The 21,797-nt window shown below is 54.1% G+C and carries 21 protein-coding genes; 8 read left to right on the forward strand and 13 right to left on the reverse strand.

The features are described from left to right. Positions 1 to 129 precede the first annotated feature (129 nt). Positions 130 to 261, forward strand: coding sequence for a hypothetical protein (locus BUB27_RS19155; RefSeq protein ID WP_268793957.1), 132 nt, complete (start codon positions 130 to 132; stop codon positions 259 to 261). A 21-nt stretch (positions 262 to 282) separates the two neighbouring features. Continuing rightward, positions 283 to 951: a hypothetical protein gene (locus BUB27_RS00710; protein ID WP_143157620.1), complete on the forward strand. Its 669-nt coding sequence runs from the start codon at positions 283 to 285 to the stop codon at positions 949 to 951. A 98-nt stretch (positions 952 to 1,049) separates the two neighbouring features. Here the strand turns inward: BUB27_RS00710 and hemF are convergent, their stop codons facing one another. From hemF to BUB27_RS00725, 3 genes are all read right to left on the reverse strand, one after another. Further along, positions 1,050 to 1,973, reverse strand: coding sequence for an oxygen-dependent coproporphyrinogen oxidase (gene hemF, locus BUB27_RS00715; RefSeq protein WP_143157621.1), 924 nt, complete (start codon positions 1,971 to 1,973; stop codon positions 1,050 to 1,052). Positions 1,974 to 2,057: 84 nt separating this feature from the next. Then, positions 2,058 to 2,267: a PEP-CTERM sorting domain-containing protein gene (locus BUB27_RS19245; protein WP_143157622.1), complete on the reverse strand. Its 210-nt coding sequence runs from the start codon at positions 2,265 to 2,267 to the stop codon at positions 2,058 to 2,060. Positions 2,268 to 2,505: 238 nt separating this feature from the next. Further along, positions 2,506 to 4,608 carry a TonB-dependent receptor plug domain-containing protein gene (locus BUB27_RS00725; RefSeq protein WP_159434711.1) on the reverse strand — a complete coding sequence of 701 codons (2,103 nt, stop codon included), beginning with the start codon at positions 4,606 to 4,608 and terminating at the stop codon, positions 2,506 to 2,508. Between the two features lie 136 nt (positions 4,609 to 4,744). Between BUB27_RS00725 and BUB27_RS00730 the strand changes: the two genes are divergently transcribed. Both BUB27_RS00730 and BUB27_RS00735 read left to right on the forward strand, forming a co-directional pair. Further along, positions 4,745 to 6,091 carry a sensor histidine kinase gene (locus BUB27_RS00730; RefSeq protein ID WP_159434712.1) on the forward strand — a complete coding sequence of 449 codons (1,347 nt, stop codon included), beginning with the start codon at positions 4,745 to 4,747 and terminating at the stop codon, positions 6,089 to 6,091. Then, the gene (locus BUB27_RS00735; protein ID WP_143157625.1) at positions 6,088 to 7,368 is read left to right on the forward strand and encodes a sigma-54-dependent transcriptional regulator; all 1,281 of its coding nucleotides are present in this window, start codon (positions 6,088 to 6,090) and stop codon (positions 7,366 to 7,368) included. Before BUB27_RS00730 ends, BUB27_RS00735 begins: the two co-directional genes overlap by 4 nt. Here the strand turns inward: BUB27_RS00735 and BUB27_RS00740 are convergent, their stop codons facing one another. From BUB27_RS00740 to lpdA, 5 genes are all read right to left on the reverse strand, one after another. Next, entirely contained in the window at positions 7,369 to 8,328 is a 960-nt protein-coding gene (locus BUB27_RS00740) for a S1C family serine protease (RefSeq protein ID WP_143157626.1), read from the reverse strand. 122 nt (positions 8,329 to 8,450) lie between these two features. Then, complete coding sequence (locus BUB27_RS00745) at positions 8,451 to 9,905, reverse strand: sulfatase (protein ID WP_143157627.1); 1,455 nt, start codon at positions 9,903 to 9,905, stop codon at positions 8,451 to 8,453. A 76-nt stretch (positions 9,906 to 9,981) separates the two neighbouring features. After that, positions 9,982 to 10,467, reverse strand: coding sequence for a DUF4190 domain-containing protein (locus BUB27_RS00750; RefSeq protein ID WP_159434713.1), 486 nt, complete (start codon positions 10,465 to 10,467; stop codon positions 9,982 to 9,984). A gap of 67 nt (positions 10,468 to 10,534) precedes the next feature. After that, a complete protein-coding gene (locus BUB27_RS00755; RefSeq protein WP_159434714.1) occupies positions 10,535 to 11,377 on the reverse strand; it encodes a DUF4339 domain-containing protein in 843 nt (280 codons plus the stop codon). A gap of 75 nt (positions 11,378 to 11,452) precedes the next feature. Further along, complete coding sequence (gene lpdA, locus BUB27_RS00760; RefSeq protein ID WP_143157630.1) at positions 11,453 to 12,832, reverse strand: dihydrolipoyl dehydrogenase; 1,380 nt, start codon at positions 12,830 to 12,832, stop codon at positions 11,453 to 11,455. 297 nt (positions 12,833 to 13,129) lie between these two features. Here lpdA and BUB27_RS00765 point away from each other — a divergent pair, with 297 nt between their 5' ends. After that, positions 13,130 to 14,281, forward strand: a complete 1,152-nt coding sequence (locus tag BUB27_RS00765) for a TlpA disulfide reductase family protein (protein WP_143157631.1) — start codon at positions 13,130 to 13,132, stop codon at positions 14,279 to 14,281. A gap of 64 nt (positions 14,282 to 14,345) precedes the next feature. On the opposite strand, the gene BUB27_RS00770 is transcribed toward BUB27_RS00765, so the two are convergent. After that, positions 14,346 to 15,155: a hypothetical protein gene (locus tag BUB27_RS00770; RefSeq protein ID WP_143157632.1), complete on the reverse strand. Its 810-nt coding sequence runs from the start codon at positions 15,153 to 15,155 to the stop codon at positions 14,346 to 14,348. 112 nt (positions 15,156 to 15,267) lie between these two features. Here BUB27_RS00770 and BUB27_RS00775 point away from each other — a divergent pair, with 112 nt between their 5' ends. After that, positions 15,268 to 15,726 (forward strand): CYTH domain-containing protein, encoded by a 459-nt coding sequence (locus tag BUB27_RS00775; protein ID WP_143158505.1) that lies wholly within the window; start codon positions 15,268 to 15,270, stop codon positions 15,724 to 15,726. A gap of 54 nt (positions 15,727 to 15,780) precedes the next feature. Here BUB27_RS00775 and BUB27_RS00780 read toward each other — a convergent pair whose 3' ends face one another. Together BUB27_RS00780 and rpe are read right to left on the reverse strand one after the other, a co-directional pair. Beyond that, a complete protein-coding gene (locus BUB27_RS00780) occupies positions 15,781 to 16,419 on the reverse strand; it encodes a hypothetical protein (protein ID WP_143157633.1) in 639 nt (212 codons plus the stop codon). 211 nt (positions 16,420 to 16,630) lie between these two features. Next, complete coding sequence (gene rpe, locus BUB27_RS00785; RefSeq protein WP_143157634.1) at positions 16,631 to 17,299, reverse strand: ribulose-phosphate 3-epimerase; 669 nt, start codon at positions 17,297 to 17,299, stop codon at positions 16,631 to 16,633. A 103-nt stretch (positions 17,300 to 17,402) separates the two neighbouring features. On the opposite strand from rpe, the gene tadA reads away from it, so the two are divergent. Then, positions 17,403 to 17,936 (forward strand): tRNA adenosine(34) deaminase TadA, encoded by a 534-nt coding sequence (tadA, locus tag BUB27_RS00790; protein ID WP_200797034.1) that lies wholly within the window; start codon positions 17,403 to 17,405, stop codon positions 17,934 to 17,936. A 649-nt stretch (positions 17,937 to 18,585) separates the two neighbouring features. Here tadA and accC read toward each other — a convergent pair. Both accC and accB read right to left on the reverse strand, forming a co-directional pair. Further along, positions 18,586 to 19,950, reverse strand: a complete 1,365-nt coding sequence (gene accC, locus BUB27_RS00795; RefSeq protein ID WP_143157635.1) for an acetyl-CoA carboxylase biotin carboxylase subunit — start codon at positions 19,948 to 19,950, stop codon at positions 18,586 to 18,588. 77 nt (positions 19,951 to 20,027) lie between these two features. After that, positions 20,028 to 20,495 carry an acetyl-CoA carboxylase biotin carboxyl carrier protein gene (gene accB / locus BUB27_RS00800; protein WP_143157636.1) on the reverse strand — a complete coding sequence of 156 codons (468 nt, stop codon included), beginning with the start codon at positions 20,493 to 20,495 and terminating at the stop codon, positions 20,028 to 20,030. Between the two features lie 297 nt (positions 20,496 to 20,792). Between accB and BUB27_RS00805 the strand changes: the two genes are divergently transcribed. After that, positions 20,793 to 21,689, forward strand: a complete 897-nt coding sequence (locus tag BUB27_RS00805; RefSeq protein ID WP_143157637.1) for a protein kinase domain-containing protein — start codon at positions 20,793 to 20,795, stop codon at positions 21,687 to 21,689. The last annotated feature ends 108 nt before the right edge of the window (positions 21,690 to 21,797 follow it).

The following is a 21,797-nucleotide window of genomic DNA, read 5'->3' on the forward strand; positions in this document are numbered from 1 at the left end:
TTCAGCTCAAAAAGAAAAGGAAATCAAATGCCTGTATACTAGGATTTCCCCTTGCATCATGCATTCTCGTGCTTTTACCTACTCACCACTATGAAAGCAATGTGTGTACTCATGTCGTTATGCATGGCCATGACGACATTGGCAGGCTTCAAAATTCCCAGCGGTGTCTATGAGCACACCGAAATGAAAGAAGCGATTGCCGAGGCAAAGGAGGAAAAACTTCCTCTGGTATTTATCTATACGGACAAAGGGACTACCTGAGGACCTTGTGCAGTGGCCAGTGTGGCCGCTTTCAAGAAGTTCAAACGCAAGGGAGTCATGGTATATCTCCCGAGAAAGGCAAAAGATCGCTATGATTACATCTCGCCAGTGACTTATCGTGCACTTGAATCCCCTGAAGCAGGAAATACCTATCCCTTTGCTGTTGCTTGCTCGCCCAACCAATACGAGGTCTTCGGTATATACAGCAATAAAGTTCTCTCGGACGAGTCGGCACTGAGAAAAGCTGCCGGTGGGCTTAAAGAAAAGATGGAAGCCCACAACCCGGATGCTCAGCCAAAGGGTGAAATTTTCATGAGGCTCAAAGACAGCAGCAACTACTACAAAGGCACCTTCAAGAAAGCTACCGACAAAGCTATCATCGTGACCATCGGTGGCAAGGAACGCAGCTACCCGCTGAATGTTCTCACCAAAGGTTGTGGTGATTTTGCCAACAGCCTCAAATCCTCATCAGGATCCGAGGAAAGCACCGACACGCAAGAAGGTTCGGACAAGGAATTGGCCGTGGAAGACTGGGCCAGCGCCAAGGGAGACAAAACCATCTCTGGTAAATTTGTGAGCCTCGTTGGTGACAAACTGACCATTGAGAAGTCTGACGGCAAGACTCTCAGCTTCGACATCAAGTTCCTCTCCGAGGAGAGCCAGAAGCGCGCAAAAGAACTCGCTCAATAATCGAGACTACACAGCCTCAGGCAAACTTTAGATTTTAAGCAAAAGGCGGCACCATTTCTGGTGCCGCCTTTATGATATGTGCATCTACTACTACAAAGTTACTTGGCGAGCCAGTCGCGGCTGGTCAGATAATGGGTATAAAGCTTCTCCTCAGGAGTGCCTGGCTCTGGATGCCAGTCATACTCCCAGCGTACCAGCGGAGGCAGGGACATCAGGATAGACTCGGTACGTCCGCCAGACTGCAGACCGAACAGAGTTCCCCGGTCAAACACCAGGTTGAACTCCACATAGCGGCCGCGGCGATACAGCTGGAACTCACGCTCACGCTCGCCGTATTCCATGTCCTTGCGCTTCTCGATGATCGGCACATAGGCGTCTGTGTAGGAATCACCAACTGACTTCATGAACTCAAAGCATTTCTCGAAGCCGAGCTCATTGAAATCATCAAAGAAGAGGCCGCCGATACCACGCGGCTCACCGCGGTGCTTCAGATAGAAATAGTCATCACACCACTTCTTGAAGCGTGGATAAATGTCTTCACCGAAGGGATCGCAGGCCTTCTTGGCTGTCTCATGCCAGAAGACACAGTCCTCATCATAGCCGTAGTACGGGGTCAGGTCATAGCCACCACCGAACCACCAAATAGGGTCAGCCCCATCCTTATGAGCACAAAATATACGCACATTGGCGTGGGAGGTCGGCACGTAGGGGTTCTCCGGATGAATCACCAGGGAAACACCCATCGCTTCAAAGGAACGACCCGCCAATTCCGGGCGGTGTGCTGTCGCCGAGGCAGGCATGGAAGCCCCATGCACATGGGAGAAATTCACTCCACCTTTCTCGATCACCGCACCGTCTGTAATCACGCGGCTACGGCCACCGCCACCTTCTTCACGCTTCCAAGCGTCTTCCTTAAATTTTGCTTTGCCATCCGCTGCTTCCAGCTTGGCACAGATATTGTCCTGTAGGTCCAATAGATAGGACTTTACCGCATCGAGATTCACGGAGCTTGTCGCATTCATGATGCCTAGAAGGTGCAGGAGGACTGCACCGATAGCAAGCAACACCGAGTACAAAATATGCACACAGATCTCGGGCGTCCAAGCTTAACCCCTGCGTTTCCGTAATATCAGCAGCATACCTCCCAGTCCAATCAGGGCACAAGTGGCCGGTTCGGGAATGCGATTGAAGACACTTTTCTCCTGACTCACCTCGTTTTGAGCACTCATCAACTCAGGCTGAGACTCCGCCAAGACCAACATGGGGAACAACAGCAGGACAGTCAGCAGACTCTTGGTTAATCGGACACGGAACATTTGGGTAGAGCAGGCAGCGACCTCTTGTTAGACCCCTGACCGATCACACGCAAGCATGATCTCTAGGAGATCATTAAAAGAACATGAAGAGGTCACCATTTAGCCACATCTAACAAACATGAATTCATCGATCTATGTTAGAAGGGATACTCTACCCCCATAGAACAATGGAATCCTGCACAGAAAAGGCGGCCCCGTAGGGCCGCCTGGTATGAGTAAAGGTACTTTGTGCTGGCGGTTACCAGGTCATGGTGACGCCGAGGATGGCGTTGAGGCCTGGCTCGTTTTGACCAGCGCCGTGGTAGCGGTAGTCATCATCGAGCAGGTTCTCGAGACCGAGGGTCAGCTCCAGGTTCTCATTCACCTGATAGCCACTGTAGAGTGACACAATGAAGTAGGATGGGGTATCGCTGGTAGGCACGCGGGTATTGTCATTGCCGGAAGCCTTGGTGGAGGCATTCACGTTGGTGACAGTGGCTGCACCTTTGACGCGAGACTCGATCCAGAGGCGATCGTCTGTACGGGTCCAGCGCAGGGAAGCACCACCCATGAATGGGTGCATGCGGCGGATGGTGTCTTCTTCCATTGGGCCATTGATCACGCTTGGGTACTCGGCTTTACCGTCTTGCCAGGCAGCCCAGGCACGGGCTTCCCAGTTTTCGGCGAAACGGTAAGCACCGTCTACTTCAACACCAAAGATATAGCCTTCACCAGCATTGGTCGCGGTAGAGCCACCCATGCCATCATCCACACCAGCAATCTGGTCTTCGATGTCATTGTAGTAGGCAGCTACACCGAAGGTGGTGTTTTCGGATGCGTAACGCAAACCGAGCTCGTAGTTGATGTATTCCTCTGGGTCTACGTCCACGGAGCCGGAGCTGTTAATCCCGTTCAGGGAGTAGGTGCTGCCTGTTAGATCATTAAGGTTTGGTGCACGGAAGGCCTGGGAAACCCCACCATAGACAGACCAGCTGTTGCTCAGGTCATACATGGCACGCAGGCTGAGGGAGAGGTCATCCCAGTGGTTGTCACCGGACTGGTCTTCACTCGCGCCGGATGGGCGATAGCCTTCCCACTCGGCTTCCGCATAGGAATAGCGGGCACCCGCGGTCACTTTGAGCGCATCCGTGGCCTCCCATTGATACTGGGCAAAGGCACCCAGGAGATCATAGGTGCTATCATCTGCTACCGGGCGGCTGCTAGGGCGGAAGGTCCCGTTACGGGCCGCACTGGCGTCTGCCTCATCACGGTAGTAGTCTAGACCATAGATGAGGGAACCTGGACCCACTTTGGACTCCAACTGGAGATCAAAGCCGTAGGTCTCCAGATCGATCACCTTGGTATCGATATTGCCACCGGTATTGGTACGGTCACGATAGGTAGAATCCTGGGTCTTCTGATAGGAGAGAGTCACCGAATAGTTATCGATAAAAGAACCATCCACGGAACCAGCCAGACGGGCGTAGGTCAGGGAACGTTCCTGATCATAGATTTCCGCCTTGGCTCCAGATGTGGACTGGTCACCGATGAGTTGCTCGCCTTCATGCACCCAACCCGGGTTGTAGATGGTGCGGTGCCAGCGGTAGATGTCATCCTGGTTCAGATACTGGTGCGCCAGAGTCAGGATAGCTGAATCGGAAATCGCTGTCTCAAACTTCAGGTCAAAAGCTTCTTCGGAGTATCCAGTGCGCTTCATGCGGCCGACGGCGTCATCACGGATGTCACCGAAGTCCTTGCCGGTCAGGCCTAGGGTCAGGCCCCATTTACCACCTTCACCAATATTTGCCTCCAGGCGACCGACATGGCTTTCAGAGTTGGTGTCAAAACGGTAGTGGCTACGGCCTTGGCTGAAGAAGCCGCTCTGATCCATGAAACCGCTTGAGCGGGAAATCAGGTTCGCTGTACCACCGATGGCATCAGATCCATAAAGGACGGAGCCCTGGCCTTTGATCAGCTCGATGCTCTGCAGGTTCTCTTGGTCAAAGGTGTTCCAGTACTGCACCGGACCGGAACGCCAGGTAGAGTTGTTCATGCGGATGCCGTCCACCAAGAGAAGATTCTGACGGCCAGTGAAACCGCGGATGTAGGGAGATCCATGACCATGGGCAGTTTTCTGGATCAAGACGCCAGGAACGGCGACAAAAGCATCCGGGATGGAACGGATCAGGTGATCGTCCAGATCTTTGCGGTCTACCACGGAAGCGGTGTAAGGTGTATCGGTAATGGACTCCGGTGAACGTGTCGCGGTGACTACGGTTGGGTCCAAGGTCTCTGTTGTTTCCTTAGCAAGTTCCTCCGCCATGACGCTTGTCATAGGGATGCCCGCCAGGAGCAGGGTCATTGCTAATCGGGTTGCAGGAAGGTGTGTCATAGACCTGCATGGAATCCTTAATTATACACGGATTCAAGTCAGATGGATAATTTTCACACCACGCTGTTTACATGTGGATAAAATATGCTCATATTACCCAAGCAGCATGGAAAGCAACTCACCATCAAGGACTCCTGAAAACAGCAGTGGCGGACTCTTCCGCAGTCTGCTGCTTCCTTTACTGGCTCTGGTGCTAGTGGTGGGAGCCTTGGGCACCTTTTGGGCAGGCTGGGTACAGGTCACCGAGGAGCGCATCCGGCTGAGGGAAACCCTAGAAGGTAACTCCAGGCTGCTGGAGCGGATGAACCTGCCGATGTCCGGCCGGATGGCGGAGAACTTATCCACGGCCATGGGGCATCCCGTCGCCATCGTCTTTCCAGACAATGAGGTCGAAGGCGGCGATGGCTGGGACACGGCTGACATGCAGTTGGCCTCGCAAGCCGCCAATTCCGAAAATGCCTACGCCAAAGAGGGCGGCAAGGAAGCTATTGCCGTAGAGCTCACGAACAAGCGGGGCCACCTGGTCGTGCTCAGAGAGAAGAGGCAGCTGCTCGATTTCCGCGAAGCCCGGCTGTGGGCCTTGCTCATGATTATTCTCACTCTAGGAGCCGTGGCCGCCTACTTACTCGCCAGGCGACTGGTCCGCCCACTGGAGGAACTGGCTGAAAAAGCACCTGACTTCGGTGAAGCAGCCCTCCCCGAGCACCTGACCCGGCGCTCAGACGAGCTCGGCCAGCTGGCTCGGGCGCTGGACTCCGCACGTGAGCGGATCCTCACCGAGCAATCCATGCGCAAGCAATCCGAGCGTCTCGCCATGCTGGGGCAGATCGCCACCGGACTGGCCCACGAAATCAAGAATCCGGCAGCCGCAATCCTGATGCAGGCAGACGCCATGGACAACAAGACCGTGGCAAAGATGGTGCGCGAGGAGGCAGAGGATATCATCACGCTAGTGAACCAGTGGCTCTTCATTGCCAAGCCATCACCACCGCGCAAAGTCGCGCATGACCTGGCAGCCAGTGTTAGAAAATTTATCGAACGCCGCTCAGAGGTGTACGCCTATCATGGCATTGAGGTCGTGCTGGAGGCACCGGAAGCTCTGGTCGCCGAGTGCGATGAGAAGCGAGTCCTCCAGGCCATCCGCAACCTGGTGGATAACGGTGTAGCCGCCATGCCGGAGGGAGGCAAGCTGCTCGTCAGCGTGAAGCAGGAAGGAGAGCAGGCCAGCTTTGCCGTCCATGACCGGGGCAAAGGCTTTTCAGCACGTGCCCTAGAGAATTTTGCTGAGCCCTTCTTCTCTGAGAAAGAGGGGGGAATGGGGCTCGGGCTGGCGCTTGTCAAAGGCGTGGCCGAAGCTCATGGCGGAGGCGCCGAAGTATTTAACCAAAAGGACGGGGGAGCCGTCGTTAGATTTTGGATATCCAGAAAAGAATCCGGGGAGGAAACACCATGAAACTGCCGAAACTGTTAATCGTAGAAGACCATCGCGCACTCGCACTTGCACTCTCTGCCGCAGGCGAGCGACTGGGCTTCAGTGCCATCGCTGTTCCTAATCTTGCTCAAGCCAAGAAAGAGATCGAGCGCGGTGAACCGCAGGCCATCCTGCTCGACCTGGGTCTACCAGACGGCAAGGGCTTTGATCTGCTAGATGCCTATGGCGACAAGACACCACCTCCCACAGCCATGCTCACCGCACACGGTGAAATCGATAACGCGATCATCGCCAAGAAATCAGGCATCGCCGAATTCTTCGTCAAACCCGTGGACTTCGGAGAGTTGGAAAAATTCCTGCACCGTGCGCTCGATGTGGCGGAGGAAGCCGAGGAAAGCCACGGCTTCAGTGTCAGCTTTGTCGGCAATGCGCCCTGCATGCGCCCGGTCTTTCAACAAATTGCACAGGCCTGTGCCAGCCAACAACCGGTGATGATCTGCGGAGCCAGCGGCACAGGCAGAAGCCACGTAGCCAGACTCATCCACCAGCATCTGGATGGTGAAGGATCCTGCGAAGTAGTCTCCTGCGCAGACATCCAGGGGGATACCGACTGGCAAGAAATCATCAGCAGAGCCAAGGGTGGATGCGTGGTGTTAGACAACATCGATCAGCTCGCTCTGGAAAGCCAAGTAGCTCTCACCGACTGCGTGAGCGTTGGCTCAGGAGTCAAGTGGATCAGCATTGCTCCGGAGACTGGACTCCGTGATGCCGTGCAGGCGCACAGTTTTCATCCAGACCTCTACTACCGCCTTCAGGGAGTCGAGATCAATCTGCCCACTCTGAAGGAGAGACTCGAGGACCTGCCAGCCTTGTGCTCCTTGTTCTTGGCAGACATCGCGCCCACCAAAACCATCGAACTCGATAAGGAATTCCTCTCCATTCTACAGAGCCAGACGTGGAAGACCAACCTGCGCGAACTGAAGAACGTGATGCGCTACGCGGTCATTTCCTCCAATGGACGCGACAAACTTCTCCCGGAAGATCTTCCTGAAAACTATACCGCCCACGTTTCGGAGAGCAGCAAGAAATCCCGCACCCCGATTCAAGAAGCTCTCGAAAACTGGCTGCAAGGCTGGTTCGAGAATGGCAATCCTCACTACAAAGACATGCACGACGCACTCGAAAAGGATCTGCTGGAACTCTTGCTGGAACGCTACGAGGGCAACCAGGCCCTCATGGCGCGCACACTGGACATGAACCGCGCCACACTTCGTAAGAAGCTGAAGCAACAAGGCTAGTTAGAATAACTTCACTGGAGCCAGCTCCAGAATCTTAGCCTGATCCCCGGCCCTCAAGACCACCAGTTTTGCGGGCTTCTTGCTGTCCAGCTTCTGCACTGCGGCATAGGCGTCATTGCGTGTTTTGAGTTCCACTCCATCCAAGGAGACGAGAATGTCTCCATCCTGCAGGCCCGCTTTGCCGAGTGGCCCGTCCTGCATGACGACCTTAAGAACGACACCAGTCTGCTCCTTGGAAAGTTTGTTTAGAAAGCTTGGCGGCTGCTCTGCCAACTCCTCAAAAGCACATCCCAGACTCAGGACTGGAAAATCTTTCTTCGTTTCTAGCAAGGCGATCATCGCACTTGCTGGCGTGACAAAGGAAATGCCCTGCTGCGCATTGCCCAAGGACATGGTCCCAGACTGCAGACCTACCAACTCTCCCTGACTATTCACCCAAGGACCGCCAGAAACCCCTTTGGGAGCATGTCCCGCTACGTGAAAGCAGCCAATCGCTCCCTTTAACTCTGCCATCCATTCGTAGGTCAAATCCGGCCTAGCCACTCTACCCGGCAGCCAGACGCCATGGCGATACAACGGCGCTCCGTAAAGATAGAGTTCTTCACCGACAGGGGAAAACTGCTCTTCAAAGGCCAGCCCCTCGGGAGTCTCTCCCTCCACTTTCAACAAGGCGACATCATAGAGCGGATAGATCGCGTGTACCACGGCTTTCCATGATTTCTTCCCATTGTGCAGTTCCAGAGCTTTATTCCGGCTCCCCACCACGTGGAACGCGGTAAAGGCCCAACCTTTCTCAGGAGCGAACCAGCCTGAGCCCGCGAGCCTGCCATTGGCATGCACTTCAAAGGACGCCGCAGCCACCTTCTGATAGAGCTTTGCTTGGTCGGCAGCATTCGTCCGGCTGAGCATGGAACCCATCAAGGCAAGGGCGAGGAGTAAGAAGAGAACAGATCGGTACATGCTTCCAGCTAATACCTATAGGCCAGCCATTTCGAGCCCTCATTGCTTGCTGACGCTATTTGCCGATTGATCACAAAAAAGCCCCCGGCGCAGCGGAGGCTTTTCACTTAGAGTTTGGGAAATTACCACTTCTTGAGCTTGCCGTCGTAGTCGGGATTCTTGATCGGCATGACAGCATCTGTCTCCTTGAGCCAGGCGTCGAACATGCCGGAAAGCTTCTTGGCCATCTCAGGCTGCTTGTCTATCAGGTTGTTCTTTTCGGATGGGTCTTCCTTGAGATTGAAGAGTTCCGCAGGCTTTCCGGTGTAGTAGCGGATGTACTTGTAGTCTCCGAGACGCACCGCGCCGCCGGGAGAGCCACCTTGGTTACCCCAGTGTGGGTAGTGCCAGTAGAGGGCACGCTCTTTCTCCGCCTTGAGGGTCTTCAGGAGACTGACTCCGTCCACATGTACCTTGGGCTGGAGGGGCAGGCCACAGCTCTCGAGAATAGTCGGGAAAATATCTGTGGAGGTGATCGGTGTCTCCAGACTGGATCCTGCCTTGGTCACACCCGGGATACGGATCATGGCAGGCTCACGGATGCCGCCTTCATAGAGCCAGCCCTTACCAGCACGCAGAGGAAGATTGGAGGTCGGCCAGCCTTCGGAAGTGGAGAGTCCGCCATTGTCCGAGTAGAAGATGATCACGGTATCCTCGTACTTGCCGGACTTCTTGAGATTGTCGATGACCTTGCCGACGGCTTCATCCATGGCTTCCACCATGGCACCGTAGACGGCATGATCCTGCTTGAGGCGCACCTTACGCGGCGTATCGAAGCCCCAAGTCTCCTCCTTGCTATAAGCGAGCTTCTCAGCCTTCTTCTTGTATTTCTCCACGAGATCCTTACGCCCGATCAGCGGGGTGTGGACGGAGTAGAAGGAGAGCATGGCAAAGAAGGGCTTGTCTCCTGTGGCATTGATGAATTTGTTTGTCTCCTGAGCCAGACGGTCCGGCAGGTGCTCACCATCTGGGCCGTCTTCGAGTACCGGGTTGCCGTAAGGTGAGAAATATTTTTTACCTCCATAAGGGCCGCCGCGTGTCCAGCCTCCCTTGTTGATATCAAATCCATGGTCAGTCGGCCAGGAGCCCTTGGGCCCCAAGTGCCATTTACCGGCGAAGAAAGTAGCGTAGCCATGCTCCTTGAGAGCTTCCGGTAGGGTGGTCAGCTCGGCAGGCAGGCGCTCTACATAGGGAGCGGCGGAGACCGGACGGTTCTTCAGGTGCTTGGGAATCGCAGAGCCTGGTTTGGGATTGTAGGCACCAAAGTAGTCCGTGTTGCGTGTTCTGGCCGGGTATTGACCGGTGAGCACGGAGGAGCGGGTAGGGGAGCAGACCGGGCAAGCCGCATAGGCATTGGTCAGTTTCATGGCATCCGCACAGAGAGCGTCCAGGTTTGGTGTCTCGTAGAAGCTGGAACCAAAGCACCCCAGGTCAGTATAGCCCAGGTCATCGGCAAAGATGAACAAAGCATTCTTCGGAGCCGCCACGAGCGGCGCCGCCATAACTAGGAAAACGGTTAGGATCTGTTTGAATTTCATGATGGGAACATTGGTTGGAACTGGGAGCCAGCTTCCTTATGGAGAACAGAACTACGCAAAAAGTGACAGCAATTTTTCAAAGTGCTAGAACCGGAATCATCAGGATCAGGAAAAAGAGCAGGAACAAACCGATGAAGATATAGCCCATCACCAGCCCGGCGATCGCAAGTCCATTGCCATCCATGTTAGGGTCATTCTTGCACTGGCTCATCCCGATGTGGCCAAAGACTACAGCCAGGATCTGCGGCAGGATTAGCATGCCAAAGCTCAGTACGCTGATGATACCCAGCACCATCGCGGTAATGGCCATCCCGCTGGTACGGCGTCTTGCCAGCCCCGGGACAGGCCCGACGGGAAAGCTATGTGGACTGGCGTAGGGCGTCACCGGGGTAGATGAAGCTGTCTCCATCTTGGAAGCCGCCACCCACTCAGGCATTCCCTCGCTCCAGACCAGCACCTCGGCAGGATGGTGACTAGTCAGGATCTGGTCCAGCTCAGCACGGCTTACCGGGCCATGCTGTTGGTTGTTCAGGGAATAGTACCAGTTACTCTGAGTGGTCATGATGATGAGTTTTACAAAAAAGGCGACTCCCATGGGAAGCCGCCTTTTCAACATCTTGTTTTAAAGATTAAAATCGACCTTTCTCCGCGCTATGCTCATGTGCAAAATTGATCACCTCGCACATGGATTTCATGCCAATCAGCTGGAGGATGAGTTGAATAAATCCAACCCCACTGACAACGATTCCCACGCACTGGCAAATCGATGCTCCTAGGAAAACGCCTTCTGAGCCCTGTGGTGCATGCTGGAGTGACTGGTACCTAGGCTTCGCCTCGTTCCACTCTTTGGCCCACTTCCAGTAGGCCACAAAGGTCCAGTAGATATTGAATAAGGGGATAAACAGAAAACCGACTGCTTTCCCCGGTGTGGTGCTCGCTCCTGCCGGCTGAAGCACCGTCCAAGCGCGGTGCACGTAAATGAGACTCAGTATCGCCCCAAAGCAGATAATGCCCAGGCCCAAAAGTATCAACAGCACCGCGGGAATACTCACATCATCAGCTGGAGTCCCATAACTCTCCGCACTCATGACTCCCATCATGACAATACCTATCAAAAATAGAACGACTCCACCAATCCAGGAGCCCAAAAGCAGTCCGTAATTCGCGCGTTTCACGAACGGCAATGGATAGTCGACCATCTGCATATCCAGCGCATTCGACGTCGGTGCCGCATAAGGGTTCAAGACTCCCTCCGCCGTAGCTGCTCCAGCCATCGGAGAAGCCGCCTGCGGCATGGGCTGCTGAGGAGTAAAATTAAGCTCCGTCACTGAACGTGCTGGAGACCAATTCGCCATGCCTTCCCTCCAGACCAGCGTGTCAGCCGGAAGCTCTGATCCGAGTTTGGCTTTCAGCTCTTCCGCGCCAATCGGCCCGTGCTGCTGGTTGTCCTTGGAATAGTACCAATTGCTCATGATGGGAGTTTCTACAAAAAAGGCGACTCCCATGGGAAGCCGCCTTTTGAAATATTTTGTCCTCAAAGGAATCTCTTAGAAGTGGATGGCGTGGCCGTCCGCATCCAGAGTTGCCTCGTGGATTGCCTCTGCGAGGGTCGGGTGAGCGTGGATGGTGCTGTGGATTTCATCCGTGGTGCACTCCATCTCAAGAGCGAGACCCATTTCAGCGATGAGCTCGGTAGCATTGTCACCGATGATGTGAGCGCCGAGGAGTTCGCCGTGCTCCTTACCGAAGAGAAGCTTCACGAAGCCTTCTGTGTCACCGGAAGCCTGGGCTTTACCGATAGCTGCGTATGGGAACTTGCCGACCTTGTACTCGATTCCTTCTTCCTTGAGCGCGCGCTCAGTCTTACCGACGGAAGCCACCTGTGGGTGAGCGTAAGTACAACCTGGGAAGTTACCCACCTTACGTGGGGTGTGACCTTCCACGAAGAGACCTTCTACACACTGGATCGCCTCGAAGGAAGCGGTGTGCGCCAGCCATGGTGGGCCGGAAATGTCACCACAAGCGTAAACGTTCGGGATGGAAGTCTCATAGCGGTCACCTACCTTGATGAAACCGCGGTCGAGCTCAGGCTCAAGGCCGCCAGGAAGAACTGGAGCCACACCGATCGCTACCAGGCAGACATCCGCTGTGATTTCCTGAGTACCCTTGTCGTTCTCGACAGTGAGAGTCACGGAGTCGCCGTTGTCCTGAGTACCAGTCACCTTGGTGCTGGTGAGAACCTTGATACCCTGACGCTTGAAGGACTTGCCGATCTCAGCACCGACTTCATCGTCTTCCACAGGAAGGATGTTGTCCATCATCTCGATGAGAGTCACCTTGGTACCGAAGGCATTGTAGATGTAGGCGAATTCCACACCGATCGCACCTGCACCGATGATGGCGAGGGACTTAGGTTGCTCTTCGAGCACCATGGCCTCCTTGGAGGAGATCACAGACTTGCCGTTGAATGGAAGTGGTGGGAGTTCACGGGACTTACAACCGGTAGTGATGAGGATGTTCTTACCCTCGATAGTCTGGGTGGTGCCGTCTGCAGCTTTCACCTCAACGGTGTTTTCGCCAGTCACGGAACCGAAACCTTTGATGTAGTCGACCTTGTTCTTCTTGAAGAGGAACTCGATACCACCGGCAAGACGGCCGGAGACCTTACGGGAACGACCAACAACCTGGGACCAGTCGTAGGAAAGATTGTCGAATGAAAGACCGAACTCCTTAGCCTTCTTGGTCAGGGTCTGGTACAGCTCAGCATTCTTGAGCAGAGCTTTGGTTGGGATACAGCCCCAGTTGAGGCAGGTGCCGCCAGCGCGCTCTACTTCGACGCAGGCTACTTTTTTACCGAGTTGTGCTGCGCGAATCGCGCCGACGTATCCGGCAGGGCCGCCGCCGATGACAATAAGGTCGTAGGACATGGTTACGTTGTGTTGGTGATTGAAAATGAAAAAGGAATGCGTGCGCACGCTCTTTACGCGCGGAGGGTGTAGGCGGAGCGATGAAAGATCAAATAAAAAAAGGTGCAACCTAACCAGTCAGCTTTACCTTGAAGGACTTACTCTACCGCTCCGACCCTCTACACGAATGCTGACTATACCGATGAACTTACTTTTATACCTTAGTTTAGACATAAGGATATAGCGAGGCCGCTATGCCTTGTGTTCCGCATTCAAACCCATCCCTCAATCACGCAAAATCAAACTCAAAAGAAAACCATGAGAAAAAGCTACAAAACAACAGCCGCCTTCTGCCTGTCACTGGCATTCGGCTTCGCTGCTCAAAACCTGATCGCAGCAGACACGGACAAAGACACCGCCGCGAAAAGCGAGAAGAAGGATTCCAGCAAGCTGAGCATTGGTGACCAAGTTCCTGCTCTGGAAGGAGTCACCTGGGTACAGGGCGAGGAAATCAAAAGCTTTGATGAAAAAGGCAAGGTGTACATCGTCGAGTGCTGGGCTACCTGGTGCGGACCCTGTGTCGCCGCCATTCCTCACGTGAACGACCTTCATAAGAAGTATCAGGACAAAGGCCTTGTGGTCTTAGGCATGAATGTCTGGGAAGACGGACTGGATAAAGTGGAAGGCTTCGTGGACAAGAAGAAGGACGTGATGACCTACACCGTAGCCTACTCTGGCGGCAAGGGGTCCAACTTCGAAAAGACTTGGCTCAAGCCAGCCGGCGTACGCGGCATCCCGCACGCCTTCATCGTCAAGGACGGCAAGCTGATCCTGATGTCCCACCCGGCACAGATCAATGAGGAGCTCATCGACTCCATCATGGACGGTTCCTTTGACCCAGTGGCACACGCCAAGCAAAAAGCCGAGGAGGAAGCCAAGGCCAAGGCCGAGCGCGCAAAGATCAACAATTTCAAGAAGCAACAGGACTGGGACGGCATGATCGCCTACGCCAATGACATGGAAGACGATAGTGTCTCCAAAGGCATCTACCTGACTCAGGCAAATGTCCAAAAGGGTGACTGGGCAGCTCTGCTGAAACTCCGCGGCGAAGCCAACGAGAAGTTTGACCGATTCAAGCCCATGCACATCGACAGCCAGGCTGTCATGATGATGGATGCAGGAGAGGGCTCCAAGGAATACGCGGCAGCTGCGCTCTCTGACATGAAAGAGATCGATCCAAAAGATCCACGAGCCGTGAGTGACTACATGAACAAAGCACGCCTCCAGTTCCTTGCTGGCGATGCCGAGGGAGCTAAAACCACTCTTGGCTCTGCCAAGGAGGCGCTGGAGAATACCAAGGATCCTCGTGCTACCAATTACTACACCAAGATCCTGGATGCAGCAGACAAGGCTCTGGCTGAGGGGAACTACCCAAGCACCAAAGAGCTGATGTCCAAGATGGGCAGATAATCAGCTCACCGCGTGATTCATAGTTGATCCCTCATGGCCACCTGGTCGTGAGGGATTTTTCTTTTCAGCTCTGCATCTGGCGAGACAGTCGTACTTTCAAGTAGACCAGATAGGCAATCAACAAGGCCCCCATGATGGACATCACCAGCATGATCTGGAAGAGCAGGGGGTTGCCAGTTTCCTCGGACTCGCTCTGCTCTGGCTCACCAACCGCATCTGGCGTGGTGGAGCTCTCCTGCTTCAGCTTACCCTCGATAATGGCAAAGGCTTCGATGCCGTTCTCCGCCAGCTGCTTGAGCGAGTACTCCCACTTTACCGTCTGGCCATCATCACTGACGACTCCACCTTCACTGATCACACCAACCTTGGCAGGAAACTTCCAAGAGAGAGTGATGCGTGTCTTCTCAGCGAGGGCGTTAAAGACAGCCTGTTGCTGAGCATCCTGCTGCTCCGGCATCTGCATGGTAATCTTATGCCTGAAGCCCATGCTGTCCTCTCTCGGTTCCAGAGAGATCTCAGTCTTGGACTGCTCATCCTGGTTGAAATAAGCATTCAGATCCTGGAGGCGGGCAAATTTCAGCGTAGTGCGCTGCACCTTCTTGTCACCCACCAGCTCGATCGTGGACTCGGTGATCTCCACTCCTGCCTTCTCAGCCTTGACGTTTTCCTCGGCCAGATAAGCATCTCTCTCGGCATCCAGCTCCTGCTGTGTAGGCAGGGCCTCATTCTGATTCAGCGGATTCACCGCCGGCACCTCAGTGACCACGGACATTTCACCGGCACCCGTATCCTGGATGACTCCCTCAAACTTTAAATCCAGGCAACTGCTCAAGGTGAAGCAGAGTAGTAGAAGCGACAGCGTTCTCAGTATCATGCCCTAGATGAAGCAAGCCACACCGCGGATGACGAGCGCAAAAGAAATTTCTCAGGTCCTCGCCATGGTTTTCCACTCGCGCAAGTCCACGGATTCCGATAAGGCATCGAGCATGGCAGTAGAGATAGAGCGCAAGTTTCTGGTAAAAGGAACCTTCCCGGCAGGTGAGACCTGCCAAATGGTGCAGGGATACCTCTCGCTAGATCCGGAGCGCACCGTCCGCATCCGGATCGAGGAGGACAAAGGGGTTCTGGCGATTAAAGGGCGCTCACAAGGCATTTCCCGCGCTGAATACGAGTACGATGTACCACTGGCTGAGGCCGAGGAGCTGCTCAAGCTCTGCCTGGGATCGCTCGTACGCAAGACCCGCCACTACATTCCTCACGGCGACCACACCTGGGAGGTGGATGTGTTTCAGGGAGACAACGAAGGTCTGGTTTCCGCAGAGATCGAACTCAGCGCTGAGGATGAATCCTTCGAGCTTCCCGAATGGATCGGCCAGGAAGTCAGTGAGGACCGCCGCTATTCCAATGCAGCTCTCTCCAGAAGCCCCTTCAAGGACTGGGCATAAAAAATCTCCTGAACTCTGCGTGAGTCCAGGAGACTGAGATTCTGTAAGAGCCGCTTACTTGTAGGTAGCGCTGAGATCGAGGCCCTTCTCAAAGAGATCCACGAGAGGCACGACCCAGGTGACTGACTTCTTGTCTTCACCGATCTTTCCGCCCTCGCTGGCTTCCGTGACCTCGCCCTCGAAGTTCCAGTTGAGCGTCATCTTGGCATCCTTCAGCATGGCTTTCATCATGGCCATCTGTTGCTCGTCTGGCTGCTCTTCTTCCTTGGCCACCTTCATGACCATCTTGAAGGCTTTTTTGCCGTCCTTGTCTTCCAGAGTGACCTTGGTCTCGGTCTTGCCTTCCTCACCTTCGTTGAAGAAAGCGTTCAGCTTCTCCAAACTGTCAAACTTGACGGTACTGGTCTCCACCTTCTTATCGCCGACCAGCTTGATGGAAAAGTCGCTCATCTCCACGCCAGCCTTTTCAGCCTTGGCTTTGTTTTCCTCGGCCCGGTCTTTGGCTTCCTGGTCCAGCTCTTCCTGGGTCGGGAGTTCGGCCGCTTGATCAAAGGGTGGTTTGGCAGGCGAGGTGACGGTCATCGTCATTTCACCGGAGCCATTGTTCTTCAACTTGCTCTTCAATTCGAAGTCGATGCAGGAACTGAGCAAGACAGTCCAGGCGACAGCCATTAAGGCGGTAATTGTTTTCATAGTATTGTTGGTTTTGGGGGGAACGTTGCGAGCCCAGCAAAACACGAGACCCTTAACCCCCGCATTCTCACCAATTTTCCCGGTAAAATCAAGATCACAATGAGGGTGCCCTGATGGGCTTAGAAGCTGGACGAGGCATAAAAAAAACTCCCGGACTCAGCAGGGAGGCCGGGAGTTTCTGGAAATTTAAGAATGGCTGTCGCGTGAGAGCCTAGGCTTCGCGGATAGCCTTGATGGCTGCTCCCATGTCTGGAGCCTTGAAGGTGGACGAACCTGCCACCATGACATTGGCGCCCGCCTTTCCTGCGAGAGAGGTCGTCGTGGCATCGATACCGCCATCTACCTCAATGTGGAAATGAAGGCCGCGCTCTTCACGTAGTTTGACCGCTTTTTCAATCTTCGGCAGAACCTCCGTCATGAAAGCCTGGCCGCCGAAGCCTGGATGCACCGTCATGCAGAGCAGAAGGTCGATCTGGTCGAGGAAGGGAACGATGTCCTCCACCGGGGTATTCGGGTTGATCGCCAGGCCGGCCGAGCATCCTGCCGCACGGATGCGGTCCAGCGTCTCGCCTACTTTGTGATGAGCTTCCAGGTGTACGGTGATCCCGTCCGCACCTGCCTCGATGAAGCGGGAGAGATAGTGATCCGGGCGGGTGATCATCAGGTGCACATCCAGGTAGATGTCATTGGACTCATGCACGGCATTGATCATATCCGGACCGAAGGAAATATTGTCCACGAAGTGACCGTCCATCACATCCATGTGCAGCCAGTCAGCCCCTGAGTTGATAGCACGGGAAACCTCCTCAGTCACCTTTCCCCAGTCAGCAGCCAAGAGGGAGGGAGCAACGATTCTATCTGAACAATGCCAATTCTTCATATGTGTTCCCATAATCCCTGAATTCCCATCCCGCACGAGCCGAAACGTATACTGACACGAAAATATGCGTGTCATGAAAAGCTCCCGTGGTTACACCTGAGCCATGAGCGACGACTTCGTGTTCGACATGACCAGTGATGACTTCTTCATGCAGCAGGCCTTGCGTGAAGCCCGGAGGGCCTATCAAGCCACCGAGGTTCCTATTGGTGCGGTCATCGTCAAAGACGAAAAGATCATCGCCCGTGCCTGGAACCAGGTAGAAACCCTTAAAGACGCCACGGCTCACGCCGAAATGCTGGCTCTCACCGCCGCCCAGAACGTCCTCGGCGACTGGCGGCTGGAAGGCTGCACCCTCTACGTGACCAAGGAACCCTGCCCGATGTGTGCCGGCGCCATCGTACATTGTCGCCCAGACAGGGTGGTTTACGGCTGTCCAGACCCGAAAGGTGGGGCTGCTGGCGGCTGGATCAACCTTCTCGACTCCAATCCTCCACTCAACCACCGCTGCGATATTACCTCCGGCGTCATGCATGACGACTGCCTCGGCATCCTGCAGGGCTTTTTCAGGGAAGCCCGTGAGAAAAAGAAGCTCGAACGTGAAGCACGCAAAAACCTGGACCAGGGTGATTTGAATTAAGCTTTTGCCCTGATCTTCGTGACAATTTTAGCCCAGTTACACCATGGGCAAACACAGGAGATGACAATTCATTCATCTTGCATCCTCGCGCCTATGCATCCATTACGGGGCAATGCTTTGAAGCCCATCAAAGGCGACCAAGCGATGCCAAAAACCACCAATGTACCCCTAAAATATCAAGACGTCTATCATATCTGAGCCCTATTTGAGTAGATAGATGAATGTAATGAATTCGGGTTACAATTTTTTATGCTGAATTGGTGACAATTTTCGATAAATTTTGCAAAGGGCTCCCAAAATTATTCATAAGTTATTCACAGTGAGTGAGTAAAAAAAATGCAACGTCGTGACTTTTTTGACATATTTTTTCTCGACAAATCTCAAAAACGAGTGAAGTATAACCACGCCACCTTGAGGCAACTAAAAGCAAAACGACACACACACACTTCTAGCGGGGAACTCCGGTTCCCCGCTTGAATTGTTTATGGGGGGCGCCATTGGGGTGGCTGGAGGGGAATACCTAAAGAACGCCCCAGCAAGGCATTGTCTTAGAATTCTTAGAACAATTGTTCATGAAAAAAGCGAGGCCCCCGCTGGAGGAACCTCGCTTTTCTTATAGATCTATTGGTTTAAAATCCCTTGAGAGATTTTATTTTGCCTCTTCCTGCTTTTGCTTGAGGTACTCACCGACCCAACCAATGTTGTAGTGGCCAGTCTTGAAGTCCTCGTGATTGATGATTTCAATCTGGAAGGGGATGGTGGTCTTGATACCGCGGATCATGAACTCGGTAAGAGCGCGGTTCATGCGGGCGATAGCGATCTCACGGGTGGCTCCGGTACAGATCAGCTTGGCGATCATGGAATCGTAGTGAGGAGGCACGGAGTAGCCTGAGTAGACGTGAGTGTCTACACGCACGCCCTTGCCGCCAGGAGCGTACCAGAGGTCGATCTTGCCTGGGCTCGGCGCAAAGTTGTTGTATGGGTCCTCAGCGTTGATACGGCACTCAATGGACCAGCCACGAGGCTCAGCCTTGAGAACGTGATCTGAGAGAGGCTCACCAGCCGCCACACGGATCTGCTCCTTGATGAGCTCACAGCCCATGACTTCCTCTGTAACCGGGTGCTCGACCTGGATACGGGTGTTCATTTCCATGAAGTAGAAGTCCTTGCCGTTCTCATCCACGAGATACTCGATCGTACCAGCATTCTCGTAGCCGATGGCTTTGATGAGGTTGACGGATGCTTCACCCATGCGCTCACGCAGCTCAGGGGAAACGAGTGGCGATGGGCACTCCTCGATGATCTTCTGGTTGCGGCGCTGCATGGAGCAGTCACGCTCACCAAGGTGAATGAAGTTCCCCTTGGTATCAGCAATCACCTGGAATTCCACGTGGTGAGGATTCAGTACCAGCTTCTCGATGTAGCAGTCACCATTGCCGAAGCAGGCAATCGCTTCCTGGCTGGCCTGATTGTACATGTCGATGAACTGGCTTTCCTCCATGACCGGGCGCATGCCACGACCACCGCCGCCAGCGGTCGCCTTGATCATGACCGGGAAGCCGATCTCTTTAGCGACTTCGAGACCATGCTGGGCAGACTCAAGAATGCCTTCTGAACCAGGAGTCACTGGCACGCCATTGGCGAGTGCTGTGGCACGGGCGGTGTTCTTGTCACCCATGATGCGGATGGTATCCGCAGATGGTCCGATGAATTTAATGTCGCAAGACTCGCAGATCTCCACGAAGCGAGCATTCTCAGAAAGGAAACCGTAGCCCGGGTGGATCGCATCTGCCTCGGTGATCTCAGCGGCAGCAATGATGCGGTCAGGCTTCAGGTAGCTGTCTTTGCTGGGACCAGGGCCGATGCAGACGGCTTCGTCTGCCAATTGCACGTGCATGGAGTCAACGTCTGCCTCTGAATAGACAGCCACGGACGCTACGCCGAGCTCACGGCAGGCACGGATAATACGCAGGGCAATCTCCCCACGGTTTGCAACAAGGACTTTTTTAAGCATGATTCATACTGCTGCTCTGAGGCAGCGTGAAAAGTTGAACAAAAAATGGTGGTGGCACCCGAAGGGGCGCCCCGAGATTACTTGATGGTGAAGAGAGTATCGCCAAACTGTACCGGAGTGGCATCATCCACCTCAATGGCAGTGATTGTACCGGAACGCTCTGCCTTGATCTCATTCATGACCTTCATGGCCTCAATGATGCAAAGAGTCTGACCTTCGGAGATCTTGTCACCCACTTCCACGAAGTTTGGTGAATCCGGAGAAGGCTTGCGGTAGAAAGTACCCACCATCGGTGAAGTGATTGGCTCACCATCGGCTACTGGGGCAGCGGCTCCTCCATCAGCAGGGGCTGCAGCTGGAGCAGCAGCGACCGGAGCAGCGGCTACTGGGGCAGCAGCAGGGATTCGCGCCATGGCAGCAGAGACTGCATCAGCGTCCAGACCCTTCTTGAGTTTCAGGTTGAAGCCCTCTTTTTCGAGATGGAAGTAGGAAAGCTCGTGCTCATTCATGAGCTCGACGATTTTGCGGATGTCTTTTAGTTCCACGGTATTATGTTGGATTGGTTACGATCTGCTGCATTGGCCAGACCAGCGCAACAGCTAGACGCTAGCGGTTATTAGGAAGAAGCGTCAAGTGCGTATGGTCGTTAGTTTCACGCTAAATCTTGGTCAAGCCTCGTTCGCGAGAGATCTCTGCTCGCTTCAGGCTCAGCTTGGCATTGCGCTAATTAGTCAAAAATAAGTCAAATCTTGGTCAAAGGCGGCAAAAAATTAGTACGTACTCATCAAAAGTCTTGTCCGCTATAACTCTAGAGTTTTAATTTTTTTTCGCAGTAAAACCCAATGAGCGAACGATATCAAACAGGGGACTGTTTGGGGCGTGGACGAGCCGGCTCTGTCTACGAGGCTTATGATACCCAGCAAAACAAGTCCGTTATCTTAAGACGATTCGATGTTCCTGAAGAGGAATATCAAAACAATCGTTGGCGTTCCGAATACCTCACCATCACGAACGACCTGAAACGTATCAAGCACCCGAACATTCTCGAGGTGCTGGATTCTGATTTTGATGAGGAGGGTCCTTTTATTGTCACGGACCAGGCTCCGGGAATCAGGCTGAGCAAGATGATGCCCGGCCAAGGCACGGGGATTCCGCTCAAGGCGATCTACCATCTGGCCAGCCAGATGCTCGATGCCTATCAGGTGGCCATGTCCTTCGGCTTCTACCATTACGCCCTGAGCCCGAGTTCCATCCTCGGTTACGAGCATCAAGACAATGAGTACCATTTCACCTTGATGGATCTCGGCCACAGCAAGCTTATCCCGCTGATAGCAAACAACAGCAACGACGCGCTCGCCAAAACACTTGATCCCGCCCTGCTGGCTCCTGAGGTCTATGAGGGCAATCCACAGGGCATCCAGAGCAGCCTCTACATGCTCGGCCAGTTGCTGTACTGGGTCAGTGCCGGCGGCCACCCACTGGCTGGCCTGTCGCTGCGCACGGCACATGCCAAGCACAAGGCCGGGGAGATGCCCTACTTGAAAGGCTATCGTGCCGACATGCCAGACAACTTCCGCAAATGGATCTACCGCCTGATCGAGCCGAACCCGGACCGCAGGCCAGAGTCCATCATCGAAGCTCGCATGCTGATGCCAGCGAGTGACGAGGTGAATGCAGAGATATTCCGCCCACAGCCGAGGAAAATGGACCGGCGTGATGCCGAGCCTGATTACAGCTAGCACCTTTGCTTGTGCTCTGACCCCCAATGACGCTATTGTACAATTTATAGCGCAACTGTTTTGCTGTCCCGAGGTTTCAAGCAGAAGACCATGACTGACAGCAGTCAT

It is taken from the genome of Rubritalea squalenifaciens DSM 18772 (genome assembly GCF_900141815.1).
GTDB classification, from domain to species: Bacteria; Verrucomicrobiota; Verrucomicrobiia; order Verrucomicrobiales; family Akkermansiaceae; genus Rubritalea; species Rubritalea squalenifaciens.

Excerpts from the sequence above, each read along its gene's own strand:
- BUB27_RS00805 (WP_143157637.1), top strand. The coding sequence starts at position 20,793 with ATGAGCGAACGATATCAAACAGGGGACTGTTTGGGGCGTGGACGAGCC.
- BUB27_RS19245 (WP_143157622.1), bottom strand. The coding sequence starts at position 2,267 with ATGTTCCGTGTCCGATTAACCAAGAGTCTGCTGACTGTCCTGCTGTTG.
- BUB27_RS00725 (WP_159434711.1), bottom strand. The coding sequence starts at position 4,608 with ATGACCCTGCTCCTGGCGGGCATCCCTATGACAAGCGTCATGGCGGAG.
- BUB27_RS00745 (WP_143157627.1), bottom strand. The coding sequence starts at position 9,905 with ATGAAATTCAAACAGATCCTAACCGTTTTCCTAGTTATGGCGGCGCCG.
- BUB27_RS00730 (WP_159434712.1), top strand. The coding sequence starts at position 4,745 with ATGGAAAGCAACTCACCATCAAGGACTCCTGAAAACAGCAGTGGCGGA.
- BUB27_RS00755 (WP_159434714.1), bottom strand. The coding sequence starts at position 11,377 with ATGAGCAATTGGTACTATTCCAAGGACAACCAGCAGCACGGGCCGATT.
- BUB27_RS00735 (WP_143157625.1), top strand. The coding sequence starts at position 6,088 with ATGAAACTGCCGAAACTGTTAATCGTAGAAGACCATCGCGCACTCGCA.
- accC (WP_143157635.1), bottom strand. The coding sequence starts at position 19,950 with ATGCTTAAAAAAGTCCTTGTTGCAAACCGTGGGGAGATTGCCCTGCGT.
- BUB27_RS00780 (WP_143157633.1), bottom strand. The coding sequence starts at position 16,419 with ATGAAAACAATTACCGCCTTAATGGCTGTCGCCTGGACTGTCTTGCTC.
- BUB27_RS00770 (WP_143157632.1), bottom strand. The coding sequence starts at position 15,155 with ATGATACTGAGAACGCTGTCGCTTCTACTACTCTGCTTCACCTTGAGC.
- BUB27_RS00740 (WP_143157626.1), bottom strand. The coding sequence starts at position 8,328 with ATGTACCGATCTGTTCTCTTCTTACTCCTCGCCCTTGCCTTGATGGGT.
- BUB27_RS19155 (WP_268793957.1), top strand. The coding sequence starts at position 130 with ATGACGACATTGGCAGGCTTCAAAATTCCCAGCGGTGTCTATGAGCAC.
- hemF (WP_143157621.1), bottom strand. The coding sequence starts at position 1,973 with ATGAATGCGACAAGCTCCGTGAATCTCGATGCGGTAAAGTCCTATCTA.
- BUB27_RS00765 (WP_143157631.1), top strand. The coding sequence starts at position 13,130 with ATGAGAAAAAGCTACAAAACAACAGCCGCCTTCTGCCTGTCACTGGCA.
- BUB27_RS00775 (WP_143158505.1), top strand. The coding sequence starts at position 15,268 with ATGGCAGTAGAGATAGAGCGCAAGTTTCTGGTAAAAGGAACCTTCCCG.
- BUB27_RS00750 (WP_159434713.1), bottom strand. The coding sequence starts at position 10,467 with ATGACCACTCAGAGTAACTGGTACTATTCCCTGAACAACCAACAGCAT.
- rpe (WP_143157634.1), bottom strand. The coding sequence starts at position 17,299 with ATGAAGAATTGGCATTGTTCAGATAGAATCGTTGCTCCCTCCCTCTTG.
- tadA (WP_200797034.1), top strand. The coding sequence starts at position 17,403 with ATGAGCGACGACTTCGTGTTCGACATGACCAGTGATGACTTCTTCATG.
- lpdA (WP_143157630.1), bottom strand. The coding sequence starts at position 12,832 with ATGTCCTACGACCTTATTGTCATCGGCGGCGGCCCTGCCGGATACGTC.